Annotated in this window: 25 protein-coding genes and 1 riboswitch; of the genes, 18 read left to right on the forward strand and 7 right to left on the reverse strand. The window is 72.2% G+C overall.

Annotation, left to right across the window (positions count from 1 at the left end):
* A riboswitch (cyclic di-AMP (ydaO/yuaA leader) is annotated at nucleotides 1-154 on the forward strand.
* 15 nt (nucleotides 155-169) lie between these two features.
* Both ABD691_RS19155 and ABD691_RS19160 read left to right on the forward strand, forming a co-directional pair.
* Nucleotides 170-1,216, forward strand: a complete 1,047-nt coding sequence (locus tag ABD691_RS19155; protein WP_344681609.1) for a C40 family peptidase — start codon at nucleotides 170-172, stop codon at nucleotides 1,214-1,216.
* A 108-nt stretch (nucleotides 1,217-1,324) separates the two neighbouring features.
* A complete protein-coding gene (locus ABD691_RS19160) occupies nucleotides 1,325-2,641 on the forward strand; it encodes a hypothetical protein (protein WP_344681611.1) in 1,317 nt (438 codons plus the stop codon).
* Between the two features lie 38 nt (nucleotides 2,642-2,679).
* Here the strand turns inward: ABD691_RS19160 and ABD691_RS19165 are convergent, their stop codons facing one another.
* Nucleotides 2,680-4,488, reverse strand: a complete 1,809-nt coding sequence (locus ABD691_RS19165) for an AMP-dependent synthetase/ligase (protein WP_344681613.1) — start codon at nucleotides 4,486-4,488, stop codon at nucleotides 2,680-2,682.
* A 182-nt stretch (nucleotides 4,489-4,670) separates the two neighbouring features.
* On the opposite strand from ABD691_RS19165, the gene ABD691_RS19170 reads away from it, so the two are divergent.
* From ABD691_RS19170 to ABD691_RS19195, 6 genes are read left to right on the forward strand one after another with little or no spacing between them, the layout of a single operon-like run.
* Entirely contained in the window at nucleotides 4,671-5,063 is a 393-nt protein-coding gene (locus ABD691_RS19170) for a polyketide cyclase / dehydrase and lipid transport (RefSeq protein WP_344681615.1), read from the forward strand.
* Between the two features lie 25 nt (nucleotides 5,064-5,088).
* Nucleotides 5,089-5,877: a metallophosphoesterase family protein gene (locus ABD691_RS19175; protein ID WP_344681617.1), complete on the forward strand. Its 789-nt coding sequence runs from the start codon at nucleotides 5,089-5,091 to the stop codon at nucleotides 5,875-5,877.
* 46 nt (nucleotides 5,878-5,923) lie between these two features.
* Nucleotides 5,924-6,367, forward strand: a complete 444-nt coding sequence (locus ABD691_RS19180; protein WP_344681619.1) for an SRPBCC family protein — start codon at nucleotides 5,924-5,926, stop codon at nucleotides 6,365-6,367.
* An 8-nt stretch (nucleotides 6,368-6,375) separates the two neighbouring features.
* Complete coding sequence (locus ABD691_RS19185) at nucleotides 6,376-7,578, forward strand: ArsA family ATPase (protein ID WP_344681621.1); 1,203 nt, start codon at nucleotides 6,376-6,378, stop codon at nucleotides 7,576-7,578.
* Nucleotides 7,579-7,583: 5 nt separating this feature from the next.
* Entirely contained in the window at nucleotides 7,584-7,946 is a 363-nt protein-coding gene (locus ABD691_RS19190; RefSeq protein WP_344681623.1) for a hypothetical protein, read from the forward strand.
* Entirely contained in the window at nucleotides 7,940-8,887 is a 948-nt protein-coding gene (locus ABD691_RS19195; RefSeq protein WP_344681626.1) for an ROK family protein, read from the forward strand. The genes ABD691_RS19190 and ABD691_RS19195 overlap by 7 nt, the downstream gene beginning before the upstream one ends.
* Before the next feature lie 392 nt (nucleotides 8,888-9,279).
* Here ABD691_RS19195 and ABD691_RS19200 read toward each other — a convergent pair whose 3' ends face one another.
* Together ABD691_RS19200 and ABD691_RS19205 are read right to left on the reverse strand one after the other, a co-directional pair.
* Nucleotides 9,280-9,726: a DUF308 domain-containing protein gene (locus tag ABD691_RS19200; RefSeq protein ID WP_344681627.1), complete on the reverse strand. Its 447-nt coding sequence runs from the start codon at nucleotides 9,724-9,726 to the stop codon at nucleotides 9,280-9,282.
* Nucleotides 9,723-10,490 (reverse strand): alpha/beta hydrolase, encoded by a 768-nt coding sequence (locus ABD691_RS19205; protein WP_344681628.1) that lies wholly within the window; start codon nucleotides 10,488-10,490, stop codon nucleotides 9,723-9,725. The genes ABD691_RS19200 and ABD691_RS19205 overlap by 4 nt, the downstream gene beginning before the upstream one ends.
* 215 nt (nucleotides 10,491-10,705) lie before the next feature.
* Between ABD691_RS19205 and ABD691_RS19210 the strand changes: the two genes are divergently transcribed.
* The 8 genes from ABD691_RS19210 to ABD691_RS19245 all read left to right on the forward strand — a co-directional run bounded on the left by ABD691_RS19210 (nucleotide 10,706) and on the right by ABD691_RS19245 (nucleotide 18,752).
* Entirely contained in the window at nucleotides 10,706-11,452 is a 747-nt protein-coding gene (locus tag ABD691_RS19210) for a lysophospholipid acyltransferase family protein (RefSeq protein WP_344681630.1), read from the forward strand.
* Nucleotides 11,453-11,644: 192 nt separating this feature from the next.
* The gene (locus ABD691_RS19215; RefSeq protein ID WP_344681632.1) at nucleotides 11,645-12,145 is read left to right on the forward strand and encodes a polyadenylate-specific 3'-exoribonuclease AS; all 501 of its coding nucleotides are present in this window, start codon (nucleotides 11,645-11,647) and stop codon (nucleotides 12,143-12,145) included.
* Nucleotides 12,146-12,345: 200 nt separating this feature from the next.
* Nucleotides 12,346-13,371 carry a 6-phosphofructokinase gene (locus tag ABD691_RS19220; protein ID WP_344681634.1) on the forward strand — a complete coding sequence of 342 codons (1,026 nt, stop codon included), beginning with the start codon at nucleotides 12,346-12,348 and terminating at the stop codon, nucleotides 13,369-13,371.
* Between the two features lie 120 nt (nucleotides 13,372-13,491).
* On the forward strand, nucleotides 13,492-13,788 hold the full coding sequence (locus ABD691_RS19225) for a hypothetical protein (protein ID WP_344681636.1): 297 nt from the start codon (nucleotides 13,492-13,494) through the stop codon (nucleotides 13,786-13,788).
* A gap of 94 nt (nucleotides 13,789-13,882) precedes the next feature.
* A complete protein-coding gene (locus ABD691_RS19230) occupies nucleotides 13,883-15,118 on the forward strand; it encodes a sensor histidine kinase (protein WP_344681639.1) in 1,236 nt (411 codons plus the stop codon).
* Nucleotides 15,115-15,783 carry a response regulator gene (locus tag ABD691_RS19235; protein ID WP_344681641.1) on the forward strand — a complete coding sequence of 223 codons (669 nt, stop codon included), beginning with the start codon at nucleotides 15,115-15,117 and terminating at the stop codon, nucleotides 15,781-15,783. Before ABD691_RS19230 ends, ABD691_RS19235 begins: the two co-directional genes overlap by 4 nt.
* 150 nt (nucleotides 15,784-15,933) lie before the next feature.
* Complete coding sequence (locus ABD691_RS19240) at nucleotides 15,934-17,232, forward strand: acyltransferase family protein (protein ID WP_344681643.1); 1,299 nt, start codon at nucleotides 15,934-15,936, stop codon at nucleotides 17,230-17,232.
* Nucleotides 17,233-17,291: 59 nt separating this feature from the next.
* A complete protein-coding gene (locus tag ABD691_RS19245) occupies nucleotides 17,292-18,752 on the forward strand; it encodes a class II 3-deoxy-7-phosphoheptulonate synthase (RefSeq protein WP_344681645.1) in 1,461 nt (486 codons plus the stop codon).
* A gap of 102 nt (nucleotides 18,753-18,854) precedes the next feature.
* Here ABD691_RS19245 and mptB read toward each other — a convergent pair whose 3' ends face one another.
* Both mptB and pknB read right to left on the reverse strand, forming a co-directional pair.
* The gene (gene mptB, locus ABD691_RS19250) at nucleotides 18,855-20,405 is read right to left on the reverse strand and encodes a polyprenol phosphomannose-dependent alpha 1,6 mannosyltransferase MptB (RefSeq protein WP_344681647.1); all 1,551 of its coding nucleotides are present in this window, start codon (nucleotides 20,403-20,405) and stop codon (nucleotides 18,855-18,857) included.
* Nucleotides 20,406-20,663: 258 nt separating this feature from the next.
* Nucleotides 20,664-22,652: a Stk1 family PASTA domain-containing Ser/Thr kinase gene (gene pknB, locus ABD691_RS19255; protein ID WP_344681649.1), complete on the reverse strand. Its 1,989-nt coding sequence runs from the start codon at nucleotides 22,650-22,652 to the stop codon at nucleotides 20,664-20,666.
* A gap of 124 nt (nucleotides 22,653-22,776) precedes the next feature.
* Here pknB and ABD691_RS19260 point away from each other — a divergent pair, with 124 nt between their 5' ends.
* Together ABD691_RS19260 and ABD691_RS19265 are read left to right on the forward strand one after the other, a co-directional pair.
* Nucleotides 22,777-23,142, forward strand: a complete 366-nt coding sequence (locus ABD691_RS19260) for an Rv2175c family DNA-binding protein (RefSeq protein ID WP_344681651.1) — start codon at nucleotides 22,777-22,779, stop codon at nucleotides 23,140-23,142.
* Between the two features lie 153 nt (nucleotides 23,143-23,295).
* Nucleotides 23,296-23,964 carry a VanZ family protein gene (locus ABD691_RS19265; RefSeq protein ID WP_344681653.1) on the forward strand — a complete coding sequence of 223 codons (669 nt, stop codon included), beginning with the start codon at nucleotides 23,296-23,298 and terminating at the stop codon, nucleotides 23,962-23,964.
* A 3-nt stretch (nucleotides 23,965-23,967) separates the two neighbouring features.
* Here ABD691_RS19265 and crtI read toward each other — a convergent pair whose 3' ends face one another.
* Nucleotides 23,968-25,428, reverse strand: coding sequence for a phytoene desaturase family protein (gene crtI, locus ABD691_RS19270; protein ID WP_344681655.1), 1,461 nt, complete (start codon nucleotides 25,426-25,428; stop codon nucleotides 23,968-23,970).
* A complete protein-coding gene (locus ABD691_RS19275; protein ID WP_344681657.1) occupies nucleotides 25,428-26,558 on the reverse strand; it encodes a polyprenyl synthetase family protein in 1,131 nt (376 codons plus the stop codon). Before ABD691_RS19275 ends, crtI begins: the two co-directional genes overlap by 1 nt.
* Nucleotides 26,559-26,666 lie beyond the last annotated feature (108 nt).

The raw sequence follows: 26,666 nt of genomic DNA on the forward strand, positions 1-26,666 counted from the left end.
CGCGAGTCGCCGCCGAATCGGCTTGTCGGGGAGCCGAACCGGGGAACCATCCCGTGGGGTGCATCCGGTCCGGGCACGTCCAGCGTGCCCGCTGGTAGGGCAGCTTCGAGCCCGAACCCGTCAGCTCACCCGGTAGGCGGTCGGAGCAAGTGAAGGAGCAGTGCGCGACGTGGCGTCGCACCGACTGAAGCGCTCTTTGCGCGGAGCACTGGCCGCAACGGCGGTCGCCGCCGCCGTGGGCATGTCCACCGCGCCGGCCCTGGCAGATCCCCAGCTTCCCGACAACGCCTCGGAAGCCGCCAAGCAGGTCCGGGACCTCAACCACGAGGCCGAGCGGCTCACCGAGGAGAAGAAGAAGGCCGAAGAGGACCACGACGCCAAGAAGGCGGAACTGGACCGGGCCAACGCCGACACCGTGCAGGCCGAGCAGGTCGCCAACCAGGCGCGAGCCGAGGAAGAGCGGTTCCGCGGCCAGGTCGACCAGCTCACCACCGCCTCCTACCAGGGCGCGCGGCTGAACAAGCTGTCCGCGCTGCTGGTGAGCGAGTCCCCGGACGACTTCCTGGACCGCGCGTCCGCGCTGGACGTGCTGGCCAAGGACAACAACGACGCCGTCCAGCGGCTCGCCGCGGCCGTCGACGAGGCCGAGGCGGCCGAGACGCGGGCGCACGACGCCCGCAACCGGGCCCAGCAGGCCGAGGCCGACGCCGGCCGTCTCGCGGGTGACCTCGCCCGCAAGGAGACGGAGATGAAGGCCGCGATCAAGCAGGCCGAGGAGCGCTACAACCAGCTCAGCGGCGAGGACCAGGACTCCCTCAAGGGCGACGGCGAAACCTCCTACGACGGCCCGATCGACGGCAGCGGTGCCGCCGCGGCGGCGGTGCAGGCCGCGCTGAGCAAGACCGGTTCGCCCTACGTCTGGGGCGCCAAGGGGCCGAGCAGCTTCGACTGCTCCGGCCTGATGCAGTGGGCCTACAAGCAGGCCGGTGTCAGCATCGGCGGCAGCACGGGCAGCCAGAAGACCGAGGGCCGCGCGGTCAGCGCCAGCCAGCTCCAGGCCGGAGACCTGATCTTCTACTACTCCAGCCAGACCCACGTGTCGATGTACATCGGCAACGGCAAGGCGGTGCACGCGCCCACCTCGGGTGACGTGGTCAAGGTCGCCGACTACCAGAGCATCGGCGACGTGAACGGGATCCGCCGCATCGTCGGCTGATCACCGCGGTTCCACCGGAAGGGGTCGGCGGCCGCCGGCCCCTTCCGCGTTCCCGGACCGGGTGAGCGCGGCGGGCCGGGTTCGTTCGGCCGACTTACGATCCCCGGCGTGTCTGGCGATGGGACGCGTCACGGGTGGGTGGTGGCTGCCGCCGCCGGGGCCGTGGTCGTCGGGCTGTCCGTGCTCCCGGTACCTGCGGACCGGCGGCCGCCCGAGCCGCCCGCGGAACGCGCGTCCGGGCGGTCCGGTGCACTGTGGACGGCCGAACCCAGGGCGCGGCAGGTGGAGTCCCTGCTGCGGCGCCGGGCCGAGGCGATCCGCACCCGCGACGAGGCGGCTTTCCTGTCCGTGGTGGACCCCAAAGCGCCCGCGGAGTTCCACGAGCGCCAGCTCGCCCTCTTTCGGAGCCTGGAGGGCGTTCCGCTCGCCGAGTGGTCCTACGCGACGGATTTCTCCGACGCCGCGCGGGCTCCGCAGACGCCGGTGCCCGCCGACGAGGTGTGGGCTCCGCGCGTCACGCTGAACTACGCGCTGGCCGAGGTGGACGCGGTGCCGACCAGCCGCCCGATGGGCTACCTGTTCGCCCGGCGCGGCGATTCCTGGTACCTGACCGCCGACGACGCGCTCACGGCGCAGGGCAGGCGGACCTGGCGCGGTCCGTGGGACTTCGGCGCGACCCGGGTCCTGACCACCGGCAGCGGTCTGGTCCTGAGCCACGACGACAACGCCGGGCTGGCCGACCGGGTGGCGCGGGTGCTGGACGACTCGGTGCGGCGGGTCGCCGAGGTGTGGGGCCCGGACTGGGCGCAGCGGGCGGCGGTCGTGCTGCCCAGCAGCGGCGAGGAGCTGCGGGCCCTGGTGGGGCCCGAGTTCGCCGTGGACGGCATCGCGGCGGTCGCCGTGGCCGACCGGGTGGTCCCGTCGCTGCGGCGCGTGGAGGGGCAGCGCGTGGTCCTCAACGCGCGCACGGCGGCGCGGTTGTCGGACCAGGCGCTGCGCGTCGTGCTCCAGCACGAGATCACCCACGTCGCCACCCGCGCCGACACCGTCGACGGCGCTCCGATGTGGATGCTCGAAGGCTTCGCCGACTACGTCGGCTACCGCGACAGCGGGATCCCGCCGGCGCAGGTCGCGCCGGACCTGGCGCGGCAGGTGCGGGCGGAGGGTCCGCCGGCGGGACTTCCGGCGGACCGCGACTTCCACCTCGCGGGGCGCCGCCTGGACCTGGCCTACCAGCAGTCCTGGTCGGTCGTGGACCACCTGGCCAGGCGGCTCGGGGAGCGCAGCGTCGTGCGGCTCTACCGCGGTGTCGCGGGTTCCGGCTCACCGTCCACTGTGGACGCCGCGCTGCGCGAGGTGGCGGGCGTGAGCCGCGCCGAGCTGGTCACCAGCTGGCGCGCCGACCTGCACCGCGCCTTCGGCTGAGAACCCGCCACCGGTGCCGGTGGGCCAACCGCCCGGGATCAGGAGTAGATGGCCTCGATCTCGTGCTTGTGGTTCTCGGCCACCTTGTTGCGCTTGAGCTTCATGCTCGGCGTCATCTCGCCGGTGGCCTCGGTGAAGTCCTCGGGCAGGATGCGGAACTTCTTGATCTGCTCGGCCCGGGAGACCGCCTTGTTCGCCTCGTCGATGGCCTGCTGGACCTCGGCCTTGAGCTCGGGGTCGTCGACCAGGTCGGCCGCCGGGGTGTTCTCCGGGCGGCTGTGCGAGGACAGCCAGGACGGCAGGAACTCCGGGTCGATGGTGACCAGCGCGCCGATGAACGGCTTCTGGTCGCCGACGACCATGCACTGGCTGATCAGCGGGTGCGCCCGCAGCCGGTCCTCCAGCACCGCCGGTGCGACGTTCTTGCCGCCCGCGGTGACGATGATCTCCTTCTTGCGGCCGGTGATCTTCAGGAAGCCTTCGTCGTCGAGCGAGCCGAGGTCGCCGGTGTGGAACCAGCCGTCCTCCAGCGAGTCGTCGGTGGCGGCCTGGTTGTTCCAGTACCGGCGGAACACCACGTCGCCCTTGATCAGCACCTCGCCGTCGTCGGCGATCCGCACGCTGGTGCCCGCCACCGGGCGGCCGACGGTGCCGATCTTGAACGCCTTCTCCACGTTGACCGTGGCCGCGGCGGTGGTCTCGGTCAGCCCGTAGCCCTCCAGCACGGCGACCCCGATGCCCCGGTAGAAGTGCGCCAGCCGCTCGCCCAGGGGCGCGCCGCCGGACACCGCGGCGATGCAGCGACCGCCCAGCGCGGCGCGCAGCTTGCCGTAGACCAGCTTGTCGAACGCCAGGTGCTTGACCTTCAGGCCGATGCCCGCGCCGCCCTCGTCGTAGGCCTTGCTGTAGGCGACGGCGGTCTCCTCGGCGATGTCGAAGATCTTGCCCTTGCCGTCGCCGTGCGCCCGCTGCTTGGCGGTGTTGTAGACCTTCTCGAACACGCGCGGCACCGCGAGCACGAACGTCGGGCGGAACGAGCCGAGGTCGGCGACCAGGTCCTTGACGTCGCCGGTGTGGCCCAGCGTGGTCCGGCCGTGGACGCAGCCGATGACCACCGCCCTGGCCAGCACGTGCGCCAGCGGCAGGAACATCAGCATCGAGTTGCCCGGCTGCATCAGCTGCGGGAACGCGTCGATCTCGGCGCGCGCCTCGGCCAGCAGGTTGCGGTGGGTCAGCTCGCAGCCCTTGGGGCGGCCGGTGGTGCCGGAGGTGTAGATCAGCGTCGCCAGGTCGTCGGCACCGGCCCCGCGGCGGCGCTCGTGCGCCTCGCGGTCGTTGATGTCGGCGCCGAGCGCGGTGAGCTCGTCGACCGCGCCCGCGGCGCCGTCGCCGGTCGGGCCCTCGATCTGCCACACGTGGCTGACCTCGGAGAGCCGGTCGATGACGGCGTCGACCTCCTTGCGGTGCGCGTCGGTCTCGACGATCACCGCACGGGCGCCGGAGTCGGACAGGATCCACTCGACCTGGTCGGCCGAGGAGGTCTCGTAGATCGGCACGGTGGCGCCGCCCGCGGACCAGATCGCGAAGTCCAGCAGGGTCCACTCGTAGCGGGTGCGCGCCATCAGGCCGATCCGGTCGCCCGGCTGGAGCCCGGCGGCGATCAGGCCCTTGCTGACCGCGAGCACCTGGGCGGCGAAGTCCGCGGCGGTGACGTCGATCCAGGTGCCGTCCACCCGGCGCCGGAAGGCCACGGTGCCACCGAAACGTTCCGCGTTGGCCCACACCATGTCGGTGAGGTTCTCGTCGTCTGCCACGGTCGAAGTGGCCGGGACGCTGAACTCTCGCACGTCGAAACCTCCGAAAACACGCCTTTGTCGGGCCACAACCTAACGCTGATAGTTACCGAGCGGTAGTCCCGTCTTCATCCGTCGTCCGCCGCGCGCGGCGATCCGCCCGAAGCCTCCCACGCGCGGACCCGGCGGGAAGCACCCCGGCCCGGTGTTCGCCCGGGGGTGGCAGGCTTGGCGGCATGCCCACCATCGACATCTCCGACGAGGTCTTCCTGGCCGTGGCCCCGGCCGCGGTCGCGCCGTGCGTCGCGGACCGGGCGGCCTGGCGGCGCTGGTGGCCCGACCTGGTGCTGCGGGTCGACGAGGAACGCGGGGTCAAGGGCGTGCGCTGGTCGGTGTCGGGACCGCTGACCGGAAGCATGGAGCTGTGGCTGGAACCGGTGCTCGACGGCACGGTCCTGCACTACTTCCTGCGCGCCGAACCAGCCGCGGGCGCGCGCCGCTCGGCCGCCGCCGAGACCCGGCACCGCAGGCTGGCGGCGCGGGCGCTGGCGTTCGAACTCCGGGATCGACTCGATTCGGGCCGTGCGCCGGGCTGCCCTCCGGGGCTAGTTTCGAACGAGGAGCGATGATCGGTTCTCGCGGAACGGAGTCGGGTTGCGGGTCCATGTGGTTTCCGACGTCCACGGCAACGTGGAGGATCTCAAGCGCGCGGGGGACGGCGCGGACGCGTTGGTCGTCCTCGGCGACCTGATCGACTTCGTCGACTACCACGAGCACGACAAGGGAATCCTCGGCGCGGTCTTCGGCCCGGAGAAGGTCGCCCGCTTCGCCGAGCTGCGGCGCGGCAAGCGCGGCAAGGAGATCGGCGCGTACGCGCGGTCGCTGTGGGAGAGCCTGTCCGAGCCGGCCCGGGTCGTCGAGGAAGCCGTCCGCGACCAGTACTCCGAGCTGTTCGCGGCGATGACCGCGCCCACCTACGCGACCCCCGGCAACGTCGACGCGCCCCGGCTGTGGCCGGAGTTCGAGCGCGAGGGGATCCACGTCGTCGACGGCGCGAGCGTGGAGATCGGCGGGCTGCGCTTCGGCTTCATCGGCGGCACGCTGCTGCCCCCGGGCGCGACGCTGCGCAGGCACGCGGCCTGGGTCCCCTACCTGCGGCCGGAGGACGAGTACGACGCCGTGCTGGCCGCGATCGACCCGGTCGACGTGCTGTGCAGCCACCTGCCGCCGGCCGTTCCGGACCTGCTCTACGACGTGGTCGCGCGGCACTCGGAATACGGTTCGGCGGCCCTGCTCGACCGCATCCGCACCGACCGGCCGAAGTGGTCGCTGTTCGGGCACGTCCACCAGCCGCTCGCGCGGCGGGTGCGGATCGGGCGGACCGAATGCGTGAACGTCGGCCACTTCAAGCGCACCGGCCGCCCGTACGTCCTCGAATGGTGACGGCGGCGCGCGACGGCACCGCCAACTGCCCTGTAACCTGCGGTGCATGGTCGATCAGTCCACGCAGTCCATCGTGATCAAGGCCCCGGCCGCGGAGATCATGGCGGTGATCTCCGACTTCGCCGCGTATCCGGAATGGGCGGCGGCGGTCAAGGAAACCGAGGTCCTGTCGACCACCTCCGGGAACCGGGCCGAGAAGGTCCGCTTCGTCCTCGACGCGGGCGTGGTCAAGGACACCTACGTCAACGTCTACGAGTGGGCCGACGACGGGCTCTCGGTGAGCTGGACGCTGTCCGAGGGGCAGGTGCAGAAGGCCCAGACCGGCAGCTACCGGCTGGAGCCGCAGGGTGACGGCGGGACCGAGGTGACCTACAGCCTCGCCGTTGACCTCGCCATCCCGATGATCGGCATGTTCAAGCGCAAGGCCGAGAAAATGATCATGGATACGGCGCTCAAGGAGCTCAAGCGCCGCGTCGAGTCAGCTCGCTAGAGATCCCGGTGCGCATCCTCCTGTTCACCGGAAAGGGCGGCGTGGGCAAGACCACCCTGGCCGCCGCGACCGCGGCGCGCGTGGCCGCGGGCGGGGACAAGGTGCTGGTGGTGTCCACCGACCCGGCGCACTCGCTGTCCGACGCGCTCGGCGTCCCGCTCGGCCCCGACCCGGTGCAGGTCCCGCCGGGCCTGCACGCCGCCGAGATCCAGACCAGGGACCTGGTCGACCGCACCTGGGCCGAGCTGCGGGAGCACCTGCGCACGATGCTGCTGGGCGCGGGCGTCGGCGAGCTCGACGCCGAGGAGCTGACCTTCCTGCCCGGCGTGGAGGACCTGCTGGCCCTCGCCGAGGTGCACCGGCTGGCCGCGGGCGCGAGCTGGGACACCGTCATCGTCGACTGCGGGCCGACCGCCGAGACGCTGCGGCTGCTGGCGCTGCCGGAGTCGCTGTCGGGATACCTGGAGCGGTTGTTCCCGGCGCACCGGCGGGTGGTGCGCGGCATGCTCGCGAGCGTGGCGGGCAGTGCGAACGTGCAGCGCTGGGACGCCACCGCCGACGCGCTCGGCAGGCTGGCGCAGCAGCTGACCGCGCTGCGCGAGATGCTGGCCGACGCCGGCACCGGCGTCCGGCTCGTGCTGACACCGGAGGCTGTGGTCGCCGCCGAGACCCGGCGGACGCTGACCGCGCTGGCGTTGCAGCGGATCCGCGTGGACGGCCTGGTCGCCAACCGGCTGGTGCCGAACCCGGGCGCGGCGCGCGGTGCCGCCGCGGCGTGGATGCGGACCCGGCGCAAGGAGCAGGAAGCCGTGCTCGACGAGGTGCGGTCGGCCACCGAGCTGCCGGTGCGCACGGTCGAGCACCGGGCCTGCGAACCGGTGGGCGCCGACGCGCTGCTGGAGCTCGGCGACGAGCTCTACGGCGACACCGACCCGCTCGCACCCGGCCGGGACCTGCCCGACATGGAGGTCACCGGTGGCGGTCGGGCGCTGGACTCCGAGTACACCCTGCGGATCGCCCTCCCGCTGCACGACGACGCCGAACTGGACCTCGCCCGCATCGCCGACGACCTGGCCGTCACCGTCGACGGCAGGCGCAGGCTGATCGCGCTGCCCGCGGTCCTCCAGCGCTGCGTGGTGACCTCCGCGGTCGCCGGTGCCGACGGGCTGACGGTGGCGTTCCGCCCCGATCCGGATCAGTGGATGCGGTGAGCGACATGGCAGAAGACACCGGCCGGGACCAGATCGTCGACGAGCTCCGCCTGCTGCTGGACTCGCTGGCGGTGCGCGCCGAGGACTACCTGCGCGGCCTCGGCGAGTCGGAGCCGGACGGTGAGCCGGCCTGCGGGTGGTGCCCGATCTGCGCCGTCGCCGCGATCGCGCGCGGGGAGCGGCCCGAGCTCACCGGCAGGCTCGCCGACATCATCGCCCTGCTGCGCGAGTCGATGGCCGAGCACGGACCGGCAGCGCCCCCGGAACCACCGGAGGAGGAGCCCGCTCCGCCGAAGGTGCAGCGCATCGACGTCCAGCGGGTCAGCGGTCGCGTGCTGAGCGACGACGGGGCCGACCGCGGGTGTTGACCGTCGGCGTCGATGTCGGCGGTACCAGCGTTCGCGCCAGCGTGGTCGACGAGCGCGGTTCGGTGCTCGACACCCTCCGGGTGCCGACCCCGGGTACCGGCGACGAGCTGAACGCCGCGATCGCGGGCGTCGTGCGCGATCTCGCCGACCGCCACCGGGTGGCCGCGGTCGGGCTCGCCGTCGCCGGTTTCGTCAGCGAGGACCGGCGGGTCGTGCGCTTCGCCCCGCACCTGGCGTGGCGGCACGTCGCGGTCGCCGACCGCATCGCGGAGCGGGTCGAGCTGCCGGTCGTGCTGGAGCACGACGCCAACGCGGCCGCGATCGCCGAGCAGCGCTTCGGCGCGGCGACGGGTGCCCGGGTCGCGGCGCTGGTCGCGCTGGGCACCGGCATCGGCGGCGCGCTGGTGATCGACGGCGAGGTCTACCGGGGCGCGCACGGCGTCGCGCCGGAGCTCGGCCACCTGCGGCTGGTGCCGGACGGGCGGCCGTGCGCCTGCGGCAAGCGCGGCTGCTGGGAGCGCTACTGCAGCGGGACCGCGCTGGTCAGCACGGTGCAGGAGCTGCTCGAGGAAAGCGCGAGCGGTCCGCTGGCGCGGTTCCCCGGTCCGCTGACCGGGGTGCGCGTCGCGCGCGCGGCCGAGGACGGCGATCCCGTCGCCCGCAAGGCGATGGGGGAGCTGGCGCGCTGGCTCGGCGAGGGGCTGGCGCTGGTCGCCGACGTCTTCGACCCGGAGGTCGTGGTGATCGCGGGCGGGGTCGCGGGCTCCGCGCACCTGTTCCTCGGGGAGGCGCGCAAGCACTATGCGGCGGCGATCACCGGGGCGGGGCACCGCCCGCTGGCCCGGGTCCGGGTCGCCAAGCACGGCGACGACGCGGGCATGATCGGGGCGGCCACCCTCGCCCGCGAGCACGTCGTGGCGCACCGCGTTCCTCGGCGCTGATCAGCGCACGGGGCACGCCGGGGCCGGGCGCGTGGGGTCCGGTGCTCAGAGTTGGGCGTCGTTGTCGCTGGGCTGGGTGGCTCCTGCGGCGTCCGCGATAGTGGCGGAGTCGGGCGTGGCTGCTGCGGGTGTTTGGACGTGGGCGTCGTCCCTGGGGCTGGGCGGGTTCTACCCGTCCGTCGCAGTGGCGGGGTTGGGCGCATGGGGTCCGGTGCTGAGACTTGGGCGTCGTTGTTGCTGGGGCTGGGCAGGTCCTGCGGCGTCGGTCGTAGTGGCGGGGTTGGGCGCGCCGGGTCCGGGCGGCTCACACCTGGGCGTCGTTGTCGCTGGGGCTGGGCAGGTCCTGCGGCGTCCGTCGCAGTGGCGGAGTCGGGCGCGCCGGGTCCAGACGCTTACACCTGGGCGCCGTCGTCTCCGGAGCTGGGCGGGCCCTGCCGCATCCGCAGCAGCAGCCAGATGATGCCGCCGCTGACCGCGATCAGCCCGATCGGCAGCGCGGTGCTGCTGCCGAGCCCGGCCAGCGCGGGCAGCAGCAGGAGGATGAGCCCGATCCCGATCACCACGATCCCGCCCAGAGTGGACGGTCGCGGTGTCGGCAGCGGCGGTGGTTCCGGCGGGACGTAGTGCCCCTCGTCCTCGGGCTCGTCCGGCGGCGTCCAGTCGCGCGGGCCGGTGTCCTCGGTGGGCTGCTCGGGGCGCGGGGTCCGCTCGGCCTCGGTCTCGGCTTCGGCCTCCGGCCACTTGCCGAAGCTCTGCTCCCGCTCCAGGCCCGCGACGATCTCCGCGAACGCGGCGTCGATGTCGTCGGGCCCGTCGGACCTGTCGTGGCGGGTGTTCATGCGAGTACCTCGGCGCGTTCGCGGTGGATCCGGTGGGCGAACTCGACGCTACCGGCGAACACCGTCGGCGCGTCGTTGTCCAGCGTCGCCACGTGGAAGCTGTCCGGCAGCACGACCTCGGTGACGTCCGGACCGGAGACGCCGTCCAGCACGATGGTGGCGTTGACCGGCTCGACGATGTGGTCGACGGCCGAGCGGAACAGCAGCAGCGGCTGCCGCACCTTCCCGAGCTCGGCGCGCACGGTCCGCCACAGCCCGCGCAGGCTCGCCGTGGCGTGCAGCGGCAGCCGGTCGTAGGCCAGCTCCCGGACCCCGGGTTTGGCTATGTCACCCGGAATTCCGGCCACGGACGGGACCAGGTGACCGGCCAGCGGCAGCAGCGCGGCAGGCGGGCGCACCGTGGTCACCGACGGGTTCACCAGGACGAGACCGGCGATGTCGCCGTGCAGCTGGGCCAGCCGCAGCGCCAGGGTGCCGCCCATCGACTGGCCGAAGACGAACACCGAGCGGCAGCGCCCGCGCAGCGAGGCGAGCTCGCGTTCGACCGCGCCGTACCAGTCCGGCCAGCGGGTCTTGTTCAGCTCCTGCCAGCGGGTGCCGTGGCCGGGCAGCCGCGGGCAGCGCACCGTGAACCCCTCGGCGGCGAGGTGCTCGCCCCATCCCCGCATGCTCTGCGGGCTGCTGGTGAAACCGTGGCAAAGCAGCACTCCGATGTCCTCGGAACCGTCGTGGACGAACGGTTCGGCGCCGGAAAGTACGGGCACCGCAGCCTCCCAACCGCATTCGCATGCCGGTACCGCATCATCGTCGCACGGGGCGCGGCGCCGTGGGGCGGTCCGGCGCGGGCCCGCATTGTGCGTGCAGTTCCGGCTCCGTAGGCTTGTCGATCGGGGGCCTCGGCGCGGCGAGCAGCGCCAGCGCGGACCCTCTCGGGTGATCGCTTTCGCTTGACGCAACTTCCAGGGGAGGCAGCGGCGCGGTGCTGTACTGGGTGATGAAGCACATCTTGCTCGGCCCCCTGATGAAGTTGTTCTGCCGACCGGCGGTCACGGGCGTCGAGCACGTCCCGGCGACCGGCGGCGCCATCCTGGTCAGCAACCACCTGGCCGTGGCCGACTCGTTCTACATGCCGCTGATGATGCCGCGCCGGGTCACCTTCCTGGCCAAGCGCGAGTACTTCACCGGCCGCGGCATCAAGGGCAAGTTCAAGAAGTACTTCTTCTCCGGCGTCGGGCAGGTCCCGATCGACCGCTCCAGCGGCGCCGCGGCGCAGGCGGCCCTCGACACCGGGGTCCGGCTGCTGCGCGAGGGCAAGCTGCTGGGCATCTACCCGGAGGGCACCCGCTCGCCCGACGGCCGCCTCTACAAGGGCAAGACCGGCGTCGCGCGGATGGCGCTGGAGGCCGGGGTGCAGGTGATCCCGATCGCGATGTTCGGCACCGACAAGGTGAACCCGATCGGCTCGAAGATGTGGCGCCCGCACAAGGTCCGGATCGTCGTCGGCGAACCGCTGGACTTCTCCCGCTACGAGGGCCTGGCCGGGGACCGGTTCGTGGAGCGCTCGATCACCGACGAGATCATGTACGCCCTGATGGAGCTGTCCGGTCAGGAGTACGTCGACATCTACGCCGCCAAGGCCAAGGACGACCTGGCCGCCGCGGGCAAGCACATCGCGGGCTGGAAGGTCTCCGAGCCCGCGCGGGTGCCCGACACCAAGGCGGGCTGACCCGACGCGCCTCCCGGCCGCCGACCGGCGACATCTATCGTCTTCTCACGGGTTGACCGCTGCGCGGCGCGCAGCGGTCGAGGAGCAGGCGGAGGTGAGTCCGGCCGGCCCGGCACTGCCGGCGCCCACCCTGGCCGCGACCTGCCCGGTGCCGGTGAGAAACACAGAAAGTGCAGGTCATCAGCTTTGGCTATGCGGTTCTTCTACGACTGCGAGTTCATCGAGGACGGACGGACCATCGAACTGGTGTCGATCGGGGTGGTCGACGAGTCCGGCCGCGAGTTCTACGCGGTGTCGACCGAGTTCGACGCGAGCCGGGCGGGCCAGTGGGTCCGCGAGCACGTGCTGCCGCAGCTGCCGCCCGCGTCCGATCCCGCCTGGCGGTCCCGCGCGCGGATCCGCGACGACCTGTACGCGTTCCTGACCGCCAGCGGCGCCAACATCGAGCTCTGGGCGTGGTACGCCGCCTACGACCACGTCGCGCTGGCGCAGTTGTGGGGCGCGATGCCCGCGCTGCCGTCCAGGATCCCGAAGTTCACCCGCGATCTGCGCCAGCGCTGGGAGGACGTCGGCAAGCCGAAGCTGCCCACCGCGCCGCAGAACGCCCACGACGCGCTGGCCGACGCCAAGCACAACCTCGAACGCTGGAAGGTCATCGAGGAGCACCAGCGCCGCCGCGGTTTTCCTTTCTGAGCACCGGAGCTGCCCCAACCGGCCGCGCCCGCTCAAGATCAACGGCCGAGCCCGCTGCGCCGCCAGGCACAAGCCCCGCGCCTGAGCCCCCGGGTACTTGCTGCACCGATCCAGTCCGTGACACGCTCACATCGGGTCTGAGACCCAGATCACCACGTGAGCTGGTTTCGAACTAGGAGGCGGCGAGGATGCCGGCTGGAATGCGTGTCGGAGTGCTGACCGGCGGGGGTGACTGCCCGGGGCTGAACGCGGTCCTGCGCGCGGTGACCCGCAAGGCGATCTCGGTGTACGGGCACGAGGTCGTCGGGTTCCGCAGCGGTTGGCTCGGACCGCTGGAGGGCAAGGTCATGCCCCTGGGACTGGACGAGGTCGAGGAGATCCTGAACCGGGGTGGCACCATCCTCGGCTCCTCCCGCACCAACCCGTACAAGGTCGACGACGGGATCGCGCGGCTGAAGGCCAACCTCGAACAGCACCGGGTGGACGCGCTGATCGCCATCGGCGGTGAGGACACCCTCGGCGTCGCCGAGCAGCTCACGCACGAGGGCGTGCCGGTCGTCGGCGTGCCCAAGACGATCGACAACGACCTGGGGGCCACCGACTACACCTTCGGCTTCGACACCGCCGTGCACATCGCGACCGAGGCGATCGACCGGCTGCGCACCACGGCGGAGTCGCACCACCGCGCGCTGGTCGTCGAGGTGATGGGGCGGCACGCGGGCTGGATCGCGCTGCACTCCGGGCTGGCGGGCGGCGCGAACGTGATCCTCGGACCGGAGAAGCGGTTCAGCGTCGAGCGGGTCTGCGAATGGGTGCAGCGCCGGTTCGAGCGGCAGTACGCGCCGATCATCGTCGTGGCCGAGGGCGCGATCCCGGAGGGCGGCAGCGAGGTGCTCCAGACCGGGGAGAAGGACGCGTTCGGCCACGTCCGGCTCGGCGGCGTCGGCACCTGGCTGGCCGAGGAGATCGCGCAGCGCACCGGCAAGGAGTCGCGCGCGGTCGTGCTCGGCCACACCCAGCGCGGCGGCACGCCGACGGCCTACGACCGGGTGCTGGCCACCCGGTTCGGCCTGCACGCGATCGACGCGGTCAGCGAGGGCGACTTCGGCCAGATGGTCGCGCTGCGCGGCACCGACATCGTGCGGGTGCCGCTGAAGGAGGCCACCGCCGAGCTCAAGACGGTTCCGCTGGAGCGCTACGAGGAGGCCGAGGTCCTGTTCGGCTAGTCCGGCCGAACCAACCGGGTGAACAGTTTGCGCAATTCCCTCGCACCTGGTGGAAAGGTGCCAATCTCATTCCAGCCGCTCCGATCAGGCGCGGCCGGACTGGGTTCATAAGGGGAAGTCATGCGTTCACATCGGTTGTTCAGCATTGGCACCACCACCGTCGCGTTGATCGGCGCCGCGTTCGCGGTCGCGCCGGTCGCGAACGCGGAGGGAACCGCTCCCGCCTGCATCGCCAGGGTCGTCGACAACCAGGCCGACGCCCAGTACGTGTGGGTCCGCAACGAGTGCGGGAAGACGATGCGCATCAAGATCATCGTCAAGGGCGGCCGCGACACCGGCTGCAACACGCTCCGCAACGGGCAGAGCCGCGAGTGGAAGCTCACCTGGGGCAGCTACGACAAGACGGTGACCTGCTGATCGGCTGAAGGGCGCCGCTCCTCGCGCGGGGGGCGGCGCCCTTCGGCTGTCCGGCTATAGTCGGCTCGACGATCCGACGGCGGACGGAGCTGGAGTGACGAGGCGGACCGGCTCCCAGCTCAAGCCGGTGGCCCAGCTCAAACCGGTGGCACGGGCCGGACTTCTGCTCGCGGTCCCGGCGCTGGCCCTGATCTCCGTCGGCGTCCCGCTCAACGTCCTCATCTACGACGTCCCGTTCCTGCTGGCGTTCCCGGTCACCGTCGTGCACGGCGCCTCGATCGTGCTCGCGCTGGTGCGGCCCCGGATCGCCGCGATCACATCGGTGGCCGGCCTGCTGCTGCTCGTGGTCCTGGGACGCGGTGACGACCTGGGAGCGCCGTGGCCGTTGTCGGTCACGGCCCTGCTCACCCAGATCCTGGTGATCGTCGTCCTCGGCCTGCGCGCCACCTGGCCGGTCGGCCTGTGCTGCTGGCTGGCGAGCGTCGCGGTCGCTGCCGCCGGGGCCGCACTGCTCCCGCGCGGCGACACCGAAGCCGCGGTCACCGGCAACATCGTCCTGCTGACGTCGATCTCCGGCGGACTCCTCCTCCTGGGCGTCGTGGTGCGGCAGTGGCAGCAGATCCGCTCCCAGCTGGTGCGCGAGCGGGCGGTCAGCGCCGAGGAGCACGCCAAGCGCGTGCTGGTCGAGGAGAAGGCGCGCATCGCGCGGGAGCTGCACGACGTGATCGCGCACAGCATGTCGATCATCAACGTGCAGGCCACGACCGCGCGCTACCGGTACCCGGATCTGAACCCGGAGCTGGCCCGCGAGTTCGACGAGGTGTCGGCGGCCTCCCGCCAGGCGCTGACCGAGATGCGCGGCCTGCTCAGCGTGCTGCGCGACGAGGAGTCCGGCGGGGCGCTGGCCCCGCAGCCGGGGCTCACCCGGATCCCGGAGCTGATCGAGAACGCGCGACGGGCCGGGATGCGCGTCGAGGCGCACGACCTCGCCGTCCTCGACGGCCTCGGCGCCAGTGACATCGCCGGGGTGGCGGCGTTCCGGATCGTGCAGGAGGCGCTGAGCAACGTCACCCGGCACGCGGCCGGTGCGCGCTGCGAGGTGCGCTTCGCGCGCATGGACGGCGACCTGATCATCGACGTGCGCAACGATGCTCCCGAGCCGGGGGTCACGCCCGGCCCCGGCGGCGGGCACGGGCTGATCGGCATGCAGGAGCGGGCGGCGATCCTGGGCGGCTCGGTCCGGACCGGCCGGACCGAGGACGGCGGTTTCGAGGTGCACGCGGTCCTCCCGCTCGATTCCAGCGACGAACAGGAGCGGCAGGACCGGTGACGATCAAGGTGCTGGTGGTCGACGACCAGGCGATGGTGCGCGCGGGGTTCGCCGCGCTGCTGGCCGCCCAGCCGGACATGGAGGTCGTGGGCGAGGCCGAGGACGGCGCGCAGGCCGTCGCGTTGGGGCGGGAACGCGAACCCGACGTCGTCCTGATGGACGTGCGGATGCCGGTGCTCAACGGCATCGAGGCGACCAAGCAACTGCTGAGCTCTCCCGGCCACGTGCCCCGCGTGCTGATGCTGACGACCTTCGACATCGACGACTACGTCTACGAGGCGATCCGGGCCGGGGCGAGCGGCTTCCTGCTCAAGGACGCGCTCCCGGCCGACCTGGTCTCCGGCGTGCGCGTGGTCGCCGCGGGCGAGGCGCTGCTCGCGCCGACCGTCACCCGCCGGATGATCGAGCACTTCTCCCGCGCGGTCGCGCCGCCCCGGCGGACCTCGCCCCGCCTTGACGTGCTCACCGAGCGGGAGCGCGAGGTGCTGGTGCGCGTCGCGCAGGGGCTGTCGAACTCCGAGATCGCCGAGGTGCTGTTCATCGCCGAGCAGACGGTGAAGAGCCACGTCAGCCGGATCCTCGGCAAGCTGGAGGTGCGGGACCGGGTGCAGGCGGTCGTCGCCGCCTACGAGTCCGGTCTGGTCTCCTCGCCGAATTCGCCGTGAATGGCTCCCGGGGATGAGCCCCGGCCCGAACCCCCTACCGCGGTAGGGGGTCGCAAAGCGCTCCCGAGCGGGACGCGGAAAAAGCATTCCGCCACATAGCCTTCCCGTTGTCCGAAAAGGGAATTCGGAAATTCCAGGGGAGAAGTGGCAGTGATCACCGTGCAGAAAACCGCGCCGCCGAACGGTGCGCAGAATCGCGATCCGGTGCTGGATCTGGTGCGGGCGGGATGCCTGGTGGTCGTGGTGGTGCTGCACGCCGTGATGGCCGGGATCACCGTCGACGCGGGCGGGATCGACATCGTCAACGCGGTGGACGACCAGGACTGGTTCACCCCGGTCAGCTGGTTCGTGCAAGTGATGCCGCTGTTTTTCATCGTCGGTGGATTCGCCGGAATAACGCAGTGGCGGCGAATGCGCGACAAAGGCGGGACCGCCGTCGAATTCGTGCACGGCCGGTTGAACCGGCTCGCCCGGCCCGCGCTGATCGCGTTCGCGATGATCGGCCTCGGGCTCGTGGGGGCCGGACTCGCCGGAGTCCCGGGAGACCTGATCGCGCAGGTCGGTTATCGGATGGGACAGCCGATGTGGTTCCTCGGCGTCTACCTGGGCGTTTCGGCGCTGGTCCCGGTGCTCGCGCGCGGTCACGAGAGCGCGCCCAGGACCGTGCTGGCCGGGCTGCTGTCCCTGGCGCTCTCGGTCGACCTGCTCGCGGCCCGGACCGGGATCACCGCGCTCGGCTTCCTCAACCTCGCGTTCGTCTGGCTCGCACTCCAGCAGCTCGGCTTCTGGTACGCCGACGGCTGGCTGCGCGACTGCTCCCGGCGGCGGCTGCTGGGAGCTGCGATCAGCGCGCTGGGGGTGCTGCTGATCGCCACCGCCGCCGGGCCCTACTCCGCGAACATGTACGTGAACCTCAACCCGCCGACGGCCTGCCTGGTGCTGCTCGGCTTCGCCCAGCTCTGCCTGGTCGCCCTGGCCACCCCGCGACTGCGCTCGTGGCTCGACCGGTCGCGGGTGCGCAGGTCCGTCGACGCCCTGGGAGCCCGCTCGCTGAGCGTGTACCTCTGGCACATGCCCGCGCTGGTGCTGCTGGCCGCGATGCTGCTGGTGCTGCGGGCGCCGTGGCCGGACCTGTTCGGCGCGAGCTGGTGGCTGACCCGGGTTCCGTGGATCGCCGGGATCGGGCTGATCACCTTCGCCCTGGTGGCCGTGTTCGGCCGGTTCGAGCGGCGGTCCCGCTCCGCGTCCGGGGCAGGGGCGTTCCGGGCCGGGCTCGGCGTGCTGGTCGCGATCGGCGGTGTCGCCGCGGTCCTGGTGACGGGGTTCAGCGCGGTGTCCGCGGCGGCCGGTGCAGCGCTGCTCGCCGGAGCGATTCGCCTCACCCGGTCCCAGCCCGTGGAACGCGGGTGGACCCGGCAGGAGTTCGAGCTCGCCGCCAGGAGCGTCTGAACCGTGCCGACGACCACGTTCCCGAAATTCCCAGTGACGTCCTCGCTACCATGTTTTCCATGTCCTCCGAGCACCCCAGGCCCTCCGAGCACCACAGCTCCGCAGATCAGCAGGCTGCCGCCCCGAGCCGCAAGTCCTGGACGGTCGACGTCCCGGTCGACGAGCTCCCCGAACTACCCCCGCTGCCGCCGGAGATGCGTGCTCAGCTCGACGACGCGCTGTCCCGGCCTGCCGCGCAGCAGCCGCAGTGGCCGGACACCGAGCAGGCGGCCAGCGTGCGCAAGGTGCTGGAGAGCGTGCCGCCGGTGACGGTGCCCTCGGAGGTCGACCGGCTGCGCGCCCAGCTGGCCGAGGTCGCCCGGGGCGAGGCGTTCCTGCTGCAGGGCGGGGACTGCGCGGAGACCTTCGCCGACAACACCGAGCCGCACATCCGGGGCAACATCCGGACGCTGCTGCAGATGGCCGTGGTGCTCACCTACGGGGCCAGCATGCCGGTGGTCAAGGTCGGCAGGCTCGCGGGCCAGTACGCCAAGCCGCGGTCGAGCAACACCGACGCGCTGGGGCTGCCGTCCTACCGGGGGGACATGGTCAACTCGCTGGTCGCCACCGAGGAGGCCCGCAGGCACGACCCGTCCCGGCTGATCCGCGCCTACGCCAACGCCAGCGCGGCGATGAACCTGTCCAGGGCGCTGACCGGCGCGGGGATGGCGGCGCTGACCCAGGTGCACGACTGGAACAAGGACTTCGTGCTGAACTCGCCCGCGGGCGAGCGCTACGAGTCGGTCGCCGCCGAGATCGACCGCGGCCTGCGGTTCATGTCGGCCTGCGGCGTGGACGACTCCAGCCTGCACTCGGTGGACTTCTACGCCAGCCACGAGGCGCTGGTACTCGACTACGAGCGAGCGATGCTGCGGCTGGACAACAGCGGCGCCCAGCCGCGGCTGTTCGACCTGTCCGGGCACTTCCTGTGGGTCGGTGAGCGCACCCGCCAGCTCGACGGCGCGCACATCGCCTTCGCGGAGCTGATCTCCAACCCGATCGGGCTCAAGATCGGCCCGACGACCACGCCGGAGATGGCCGTGGAGTACGTCGAGCGGCTGGACCCGAACAACGAGCCGGGCCGCCTGACGCTGGTCAGCCGGATGGGCAACGGCAAGGTCCGCGACGTGCTGCCCGCGATCATCGAGAAGGTGGAGGCATCGGGCCACCAGGTCATCTGGCAGTGCGACCCGATGCACGGCAACACCCACGAGGCCAGCACCGGCTACAAGACCCGCCACTTCGACCGCGTCGTGGACGAGGTCCAGGGCTTCTTCGAGGTGCACCACCGCCTCGGCACCCACCCCGGCGGCATCCACATCGAGCTGACCGGCGAGGACGTCACCGAGTGCCTCGGCGGCGCCCAGGACATCTCCGACACCGACCTCGCCGGCCGCTACGAGACGGCCTGCGACCCGCGCCTGAATACCCAGCAGTCGCTGGAACTGGCGTTCCTCGTCGCCGAGATGCTCCGCAGCTGAGCCCAAGGCATCGCGTGAAAGGGCCCGGATCTTTCCGGGCCCTTTCGCATTTCCAACCAGGCGGTGGCGCTGATGTCGGGCCGGAGTTCAGCGCGGTAACCCTCAACGCAGCTGCCGCTCCAGCGGACGCCGGAAAGCATCGCTCAGACCCAGCGGGTCGAACCGCACGAGCGACAGTGCGCCCAGGCAAGCGGCGCCGACGCCGACCGCGACCAGCGGCCAGTTGTACATCGCCTGCTCGCCGTCGGGGGAGTACGCGAGCACCAGCGCGACCGACGCGCCCACGACGTAGGACAGCGCGCGGGGGGTCCACGGCAGCGCGCAGGCCAGCGCCATGCCCCACGTCAGGTACCAGGGCAGCACCACCGGGGACAGCAGCGCGCCCGCCCAGAGCACGATCGCGGCGCGCCGCACCGCGTCGGTGCCGCCGTCGCGGGCCTTCCACCACTGCCAGACCAGGATCGCGGCCAGCGCGAGCGAGCCGATCGCCCGGCCGCCGCTGACGAACGCGCCGTAGTCGGCGTCCTCGAACAACAGCGATGCCAGGACGAACCCTGCCTGGCCGAGCGCGGTCGGCGCGGACAGGTAGTTCACGATCATCCCCGGCGCCGACAGGGCCGACACCCAGCCCAGGCCGACCTTCGACAGCACCATGCACCCGGCGAAGACCACCGCGAACAGCGCCAGCGCGGGCACGACCGCGCGGGCGAACCGCTGCCAGCGCGGGCCGGTCAGGTGGGACGCCCACACCCACACCAGGAACGGCAGGGCCAGTCCCGCGGTCGCCTTGACCGCCATCGCCATGGTCACCAGCGTCAGCCCGGCGGCGTGCCTGCCGTCGAGGATCAGCAGCGTGCCGACCGCCAGCAGGCCGATCATCAGCATGTCGTTGTGCGGGCCGCCGACCAGGTGCACCACGGTCATCGGGCTCGCCGCGACCAGCCACAGCGCGACCGGCAGCCGCCCGCCGAGGTGCCGGACCAGACCGGGCAGCGCGAAGATCAGCATCGCCAGCCCGCCCAGCAGCACCAGGCGCATCACGATGACGCTGGAGATCATGCCGTCCCCGGCGAGCAGGATCACGCCCTTGGCCACGCCGATGAACAGCGGCCCGTACGGCGCGGGCGTGGTCTGCCAGGTCGGGTGCACGTTGTCCGGGATCGGGCCGGTCAGCGCCGCCGGGCCGATCTCGTAGGGGTCGAGCCCGTGCAGCGCGAGCAGCCCCTGCCCCAGGTAGCTGTAGACGTCGCGGGTGAACAGCGGGGGCGCGATCAGCATCGGCAGCAGCCACGCGGCGGTGGCCAGCAGCACCCCGCGGGAGTCGACCAGCCGGGCGAGCACCCCGCGGCCCAGCCGCACCCAGGCCCACACCAGCAGCCCGAACCCGAGGTAGACCACCGCGGTCGCCAGGTCCTTGCCGTGCCCGTAGCGCATCGCCGACAGCGGGCCGGAACCGAGGATCGGGTCGTGGATGAGGACCCCGGCGCCGCCGAGCGAGCCGATCAGCAGCAGCAGCGATCCGATCGCGCCGAGCGCGACCGTGCGCAGCGGCAGCGACCGCGCGGGACCGCTGCCGCCGTTGTCGATGTCGTCGGAGGCGATGAGCTCGGTCCAGCCGGGCCGCGCCGACGCGATGGAAGCACTCGGAGGCATCGTGTTCTCAATACAATCACACGCCCTTCGCGTTAGCGGGCGGTTCGCGCACCAAACCTGGTGCAGTGATCGCATTTCCTTCGAACAGAGCACTGTTTCCGCAGTTCACACGCGGTGCTTCGATGCAGTGCCGGTGCCGGCGATCCAACTGCCGCGAGGCCGAGATCACGTTCGGGCGACACTCGATGCAGGTAAAACCCTTGCCATGGCCAGCAATTCCCGCTTGCCGACCGTGACCGGCCGGCTGCGCGGAGTGGGTCAGATGGCGGTCACCTGGATCGACGAGCCCGGCTGCACCTTGCTCCCGGGGAACGGGTACTGCCCGAAGATCACCGCGTCCTCCCGCGGGAACAGCTGCGTCACCTGCAGCTGGAGCCCCAGCCTGGCCGCCTCCTCCTTCGCCTGCTGCACCGAGTACCGGCCGAAGTCGGGCACGGTGACCGCGTTCGACACCACCACGCCGACCCGCGGCGTGCCGGTCAGCAGCACCGTGCTCCCGCCCGCCGGGTCGGTGCTGATCACGTGCCCGGCCGCCACGTCGGCGTCGAACTGGGTGGAAGCCTCGTAGGGCTCGAACCCGGCGTTGCGCAGCGCCGCGAACGCGTCCTCCTTGGACTGCCCCCGCACGTCCGGCACGTCCACCGGCTGCGGGCCCTTGCTGACGATGATCGTGACCGGCGAGCTGATCTCCAGCGCGGTGCCCGGCCCGGGATCGACCGAGATCACCTTCCCCTCCGGGACGCTCGGGTGGTACTGGTCGCGGGTCGAGTCGAGCGCGGGCCGCAGCTTGGCGTCCATCAGCGCGCTCTGGGCCTCCTCGACCGACGCGCCCTCGGCGATGTCGGGCACCTTCGGCCGCCCGAGCGAGACGACCAGCCGGACCTCGGTCCCGGTGACGGTCTGCCTGCCCTCCTGCGGGCTGGAGCTGATCACGGTTCCCTCGGCGACCGAGTTGTCGTGCTCCCGGGTCACCGTGGCCTTCAGCTGCGCCTCTTCGAGGACCTTGACCGCCACGTCCTCCGGCTGCCCGACGACCCGCGGCACCTCCACGCTCGACCCGGTGCCGAGCCACCACGCGGTGAGCCCGACCAGGGCGGCCAGCACCACGATCGCGCCCGCCCACGCGGCGAACACCCGCGAGCCGCGCCGGCGCTGGGCGTGGTGCCGGGTGTCGGGCGCGGCCCGGACCGCGGCGATCTCCTGCGTCCGGTCCTCCTCCGGCACGACCGGGCGCTGCATGGCCCGGGTGCCCTGCGGCCCGCCGGACGGGCTGTGCGCGGGCGGCACGGCCGGGAACTGGTCGGTCGGCGGCCCGTCGACGGCCAGCTGGGCGGTCGGGTCCTCGCTGGCGGGCACCGGGACCGGCACCAGCTCGATGCCGAGATCCTGGCGGGTCCTGCGGACGTCGGCGAGGAACGCCTCCGCGCCGACCGGGCGCTGCTCCGGCTCGCGCCGGGTCGCCCGCAGCACGAGGTCGTCGATCGCCGGGGGCAGCTCGGGCACCTGCTCGCTCGGCGCGGGCACGTCGTCGTTGACGTGCCGGTACGCCACCGACAGGGCGGTGTCGCCGACGTAGGGCGGCCGGCCGGTCAGCATCTCGTAGAGCACGATGCCCGCGGAGTACAGGTCGGTGCGCGGGTCGGCGGCACCGGTGGTGACCTGCTCCGGCGACAGGTAGGCCACGGTCCCCAGGATCACGCTGCCGCTGGTGGTGCCCGCCGAGGCCGCGGCCCGGACCAGGCCGAAGTCGGCGACCTTGACCGAGCCGTCCCGGCCGATCAGCACGTTCTCCGGCTTGATGTCGCGGTGCACCATCCCGGCGCGGTGGGCGGCGGCCAGCGCCGAGAGCACCGGCTCCAGCACGCTCAGCGCGAGCGGCAGCGGCAGGGCGCCCTGGTCGCGGATGAGGTCGCGCAGCGTGCAGCCCTCGACCAGCTGCATCACCAGGTAGACCTGGTCGCCGTCGATCTCGCGGTCCACGCCCTGGTCGTAGACGGCCACCACGTCGGGGTGGTGCAGGCGGGCCGCGGAGCGCGCCTCCAGCTCGAAGCGGTCGACGAACGAGCGGTCGCCGGAGTACTGCGGGTCCATGACCTTGAGCGCGACCGGGCGGTCCAGGCGGGTGTCCAGGCCCCGGTAGACGGTGGACATGCCGCCGCGGGCGATCAGCGATTCCACCCGGTACCGGCGTTCCAGCATGGCCCCGACGAGGCCGGCCCCGCGTCCGGGGCGCGTCTCAGACGTCATGGCCCGCTCGCCGGTGGCTCGGCCGCGCCTGGAGGTCGCCGTGTGTCACGACCCTGATGGTAGGAGAGAACGTGACCCGTCCGGTGCACGGCACCGGGGTCGCCGATGTGGCATCGTGTCGGATGTGAGTGCGATCCCAGCTGCCCCGGATGTGCTCGCTCCCGATGTGGAGGTGATCCCGCTGCCCGATGTCGCCGAGCGACTCGGGCTGGTGGTGACCCGGGTGCACCAACTGATCCGTGATGGTCATCTGCTCGCCCTGCGCCGAGAGGGGGTGCTCGGGGTGCCCACGGCCTTCCTGACCGACACCGGAATCGTGAAGGGGCTCGGCGGCACGATCACCCTCCTGCGGGACAACGGCTACGACTCGGACGAGATCCTTCGCTGGCTGTTCACCGCGGACGACTCGCTGCCGGGCACGCCCATCGACGCCCTCCGCGGCGACCGCGGCCGGGAGGTCAAGCGCAGGGCCCAGGCCATGGGCTTCTGACCAGCGGTTCACAACACCTGTTCCGAGGCAGGCGCCAGCCGCCCGCCGGTTCGTCAACGCGCCGGGTCGACCGAGGTCGGCCCGGCGTTCTGCTGCCCGAGTTAACCTTCCCCACCCCGTGATTCAAACGTGATGTCACGTTCGTATGTTCGAATGGTCGTGGATGATCTTGTTCTCGACATGCGGGCTGTGGGGGAGATGCAAGCGGTGCGCCAGTTCGATTCGGCATTCGGCGGTGTGGCCGAAACGGCGTTCTCTTTGTTTCTGCTGGCGGTTGTTTTCCTCGGCGCTGCCGTGTTAGTGCGGGTCCGCCGGCTCGAACTCTCGTCGGCGATGCGGTTGTCGGTGGTGGATGCCGCGCTGGTGTTCTCGATGCTGCTCGTCGTGCACCTGGTCTGCGTGCCGCAGCCGGACGTGAGCCGGACCAGGCTGCGCCTGATGCCCGGCACCGACCTGGGGGTCGCGGTGCACGCCGCACCCGGTGACCTGGGCCCTTGGTTGCAGCTGCTGGGCAATCTGCTGCTGCTCCTGCCGCTGGGCGCGCTCCTGCCGCTGCGGGTCCTGCCGCTGCGCACCTGCGGCCACGTCGCGCTCGCCGTTCTCGCGGTGACCTGCGTTATAGAACTGTTCCAGTACCTGTTCCTCGCCGGTCGTGTCGTTTCGGCCGACGACGTGCTTCTCAACACCGCGGGCGGTTTGCTCGGCGCGTTTCTGACCTCCCGCTGGTGGCACGAATTCCGGCGTCCGCCGCGATTTCGCGGTGAACGGCCGCTGCGGCGGGAAATCCGTTCATTCCGGCCATCCGCCGAAATCTCTTCGTGATAGTCAGCCGGTGATGCGCTGCGCCGCGAGCTTCCCGGAGATGAGCACCGGCGGAACGCCCACGCCGGGGGTGGTGCCCGAGCCCGCGAGCACCACGTTCGGGCCCGCCAGGTTGCGCGGCCGGAACGGGCCGGTCTGGGCGAACGTGTGCGCGGCGGAGAACGGGGTGCCCGCCGCGTGGCCCTGGGCGGCCCAGTCCCGCGGCGTCACCAGCCGCCGCACCTCGATCGACGACGAGAACCCGGGGAAGCCCCGGCGCTCCAGGACTGAGGTCAGCTCGTCGGCGTAGGCGGGGCCGATCCGCCTCCAGTCGATGGGGCCGCGTTCGAGGTTCGGGCAGGGCGCGAGCACGTAGTGCAGCTCCCTGCCCTCCGGCGCGAGCGCCGGGTCGCTCGCGGTCGGGCGCGTGATCAGCAGCGACGGATCCGACATCAGGCGGCCGTCGCGGATGATCTCGGTGAAGGTGCGCTCCCACGCCGCACCGAAGGAGATCGTGTGGTGCGCGGTGTCCGGCCAGCCGCGGGTGGTCCCCGCGTGCAGCACCACCGCCGACGGCGACCAGCGGAGCCGCCGCCGGGGTGTCGCGCCCAGCAGCCGGTGCACGACCGGGAGGTCCGGGGTGAGGATCACGGCGTCGGCTGCGATCCGCTCGCCCTCGGCGGTGCGCACGGCCGTGACCCGGTCGCCGCGCCGCTCCAGCCCGGTGACCTCGGTCCCGAAGCGGAACCGCGCTCCCGCCTCGCGCGCCGCTTCCGCCATGGCCGTGGGCACGGCGTGCATCCCGCCGCGCGGGAACCAGACGCCGTTGACGGTGTCCATGTAGGAGATCACCGAGTACAGCGCCAGCGCCCGGCGCGGATCCAGACCGGCGTAGAGGGCCTGGAAGGAGAAAACCCGGCGCAGCCGCTCGTCGCCGAGGAACCGCCCGATGGCCGGGCCGAGCCTGCCGAACCCGCCCAGCGCGGTGAGCCTGGCCAGCTCGGGGGAGACCAGGTCCAGCGGCGAGTCGAAGTTCGCGTCGATGAACCGGTGCATCTCCGCCCGGTAGACCTCGGTCAGCCACCGTCGCAGCCGCCGGTAACCGGCGGCCTCGGCCGGACCGGCGAACCGGCGGACCTCCTGCTCCATGGCGTCCGGATCGGTGTGCACGTCCAGCACCGAGCCGTCGGCGAACCGCGCCCGGTACGCCGGTCGCAGCGGCACCAGGTCGAGCCGGTCGCGGAGCGAGGTGCCGACCGCCGCGAGCGCGTCCTCCAGCAGTTCGGGCATGGTCAGCACGGTCGGCCCGGTGTCGATCCGGTAGCCGTCCAGGTGCAGCGCGCCCGCGCGCCCACCCGGCAGGTCCTCGCGCTCAAGCACGGTCACCCGCCGTCCCGCACCGGTCAGGTGCAGCGCGGCGGACAGGCCCGCCAGCCCCGCGCCGACGATCACGACGTGGTCGGTGGGCCCGGCGACGCGGCGCATCAGCGGGTGCGGTCCGTGACGGCGACGGCCAGGTCCGCCAGCCGCGACGCGGCGGGCTCGGCCAGTCCGGCGCCGTGCAGGGCGGCCATCGCGGTGCCGGTCAGCTCGGTGATCCGCCGCTCCACGGCGTCGACCGCGCCGAGCCGGATCAGCGCCTCGCGCGCCAGCTCCACCCGCTTCTCGTCCAGCTCGGCGTCGCCGAGCACGCCGCGCAGCAGCTCCAGCGCGTCCGAGTCGCCGTGCTCGCGCGCGCTCTGGAACCCCTCGGCGATCAGCAGCGTCCGCTTGCCCTCGCGCAGGTCGTCGCCCGCCGGTTTGCCGGTGACCTCCGGATCGCCGAAGACGCCGAGCAGGTCGTCGCGCAGCTGGAAGGCGACCCCGATGTCGCAGCCGAACCGGCGCAGCGCCTCCAGCGCCTGCTCACCCGCCCCGGCCAGCTCGGCGCCGATCTCCAGCGGGCGCTGCACCGTGTAGGAGGCGGCTTTGAGCTCGTCGATGCGCAGCGCCGCCTGCGGCGTCTCGTCCCCGCGCACCGGGCCGAGCGTGTCCAGGTACTGCCCGGCCAGCACCTCGGTGCGCATCGCGCGCCACGGCCGCAGGCCCCGGGCCAGCGCCTCGGGCGGCATCCCGGCGGAGTGCAGCATGTCGTCGGCCCAGGCCAGCGCGAGATCTCCGAGCAGGACGGCGGCTGCCGTGCCGAAGCGGTCGTCCGAGCCGTTCCAGCCGCGCGCCCGGTGCCGGGCCGCGAACGACCGGTGCACGGTCGGCTTGCCGCGCCGCGTGTCGGAGCCGTCGATCAGGTCGTCGTGCACGAGCGCGCACGCCTGGATCAGCTCCAGCGAGCTGGCCACCCGCAGCATCGCGGCGGCCTCCGGTCCTTCCGCCGGACCACCCGCCGCGCGCCAGCCCCACCACGCGAAGGTCGGCCGGATCCGCTTGCCCCCGCCGAGCACGAACCCGACCAGTTCGTCCACGGCCTCGGCGAACGCGGCGTCGAGCGCGCGGCTCTCCGCCCGGCGGGCCCGGAGGTAGTCGGCCAGGGTCTGGCGCACCTGACCGGGGAGGTCGGCTTCCACGATCGAGTCCTCGGCGGTGACTGGCTCAGGAGCCAGGAAAGGCGGTACAGGCACCACACCATCCTCCGTTATGGCGACCGCGGCATCCCGTCGCCCCTTGCCGTGCGCGCGCAGTGATCAGCACTGCCCCGGAGCGTAGCGAGGGGCGGGGATTAGGCTTGG

Source organism: Saccharopolyspora taberi (assembly GCF_039534165.1).
Lineage (GTDB): Bacteria > Actinomycetota > Actinomycetes > Mycobacteriales > Pseudonocardiaceae > Saccharopolyspora_D > Saccharopolyspora_D taberi.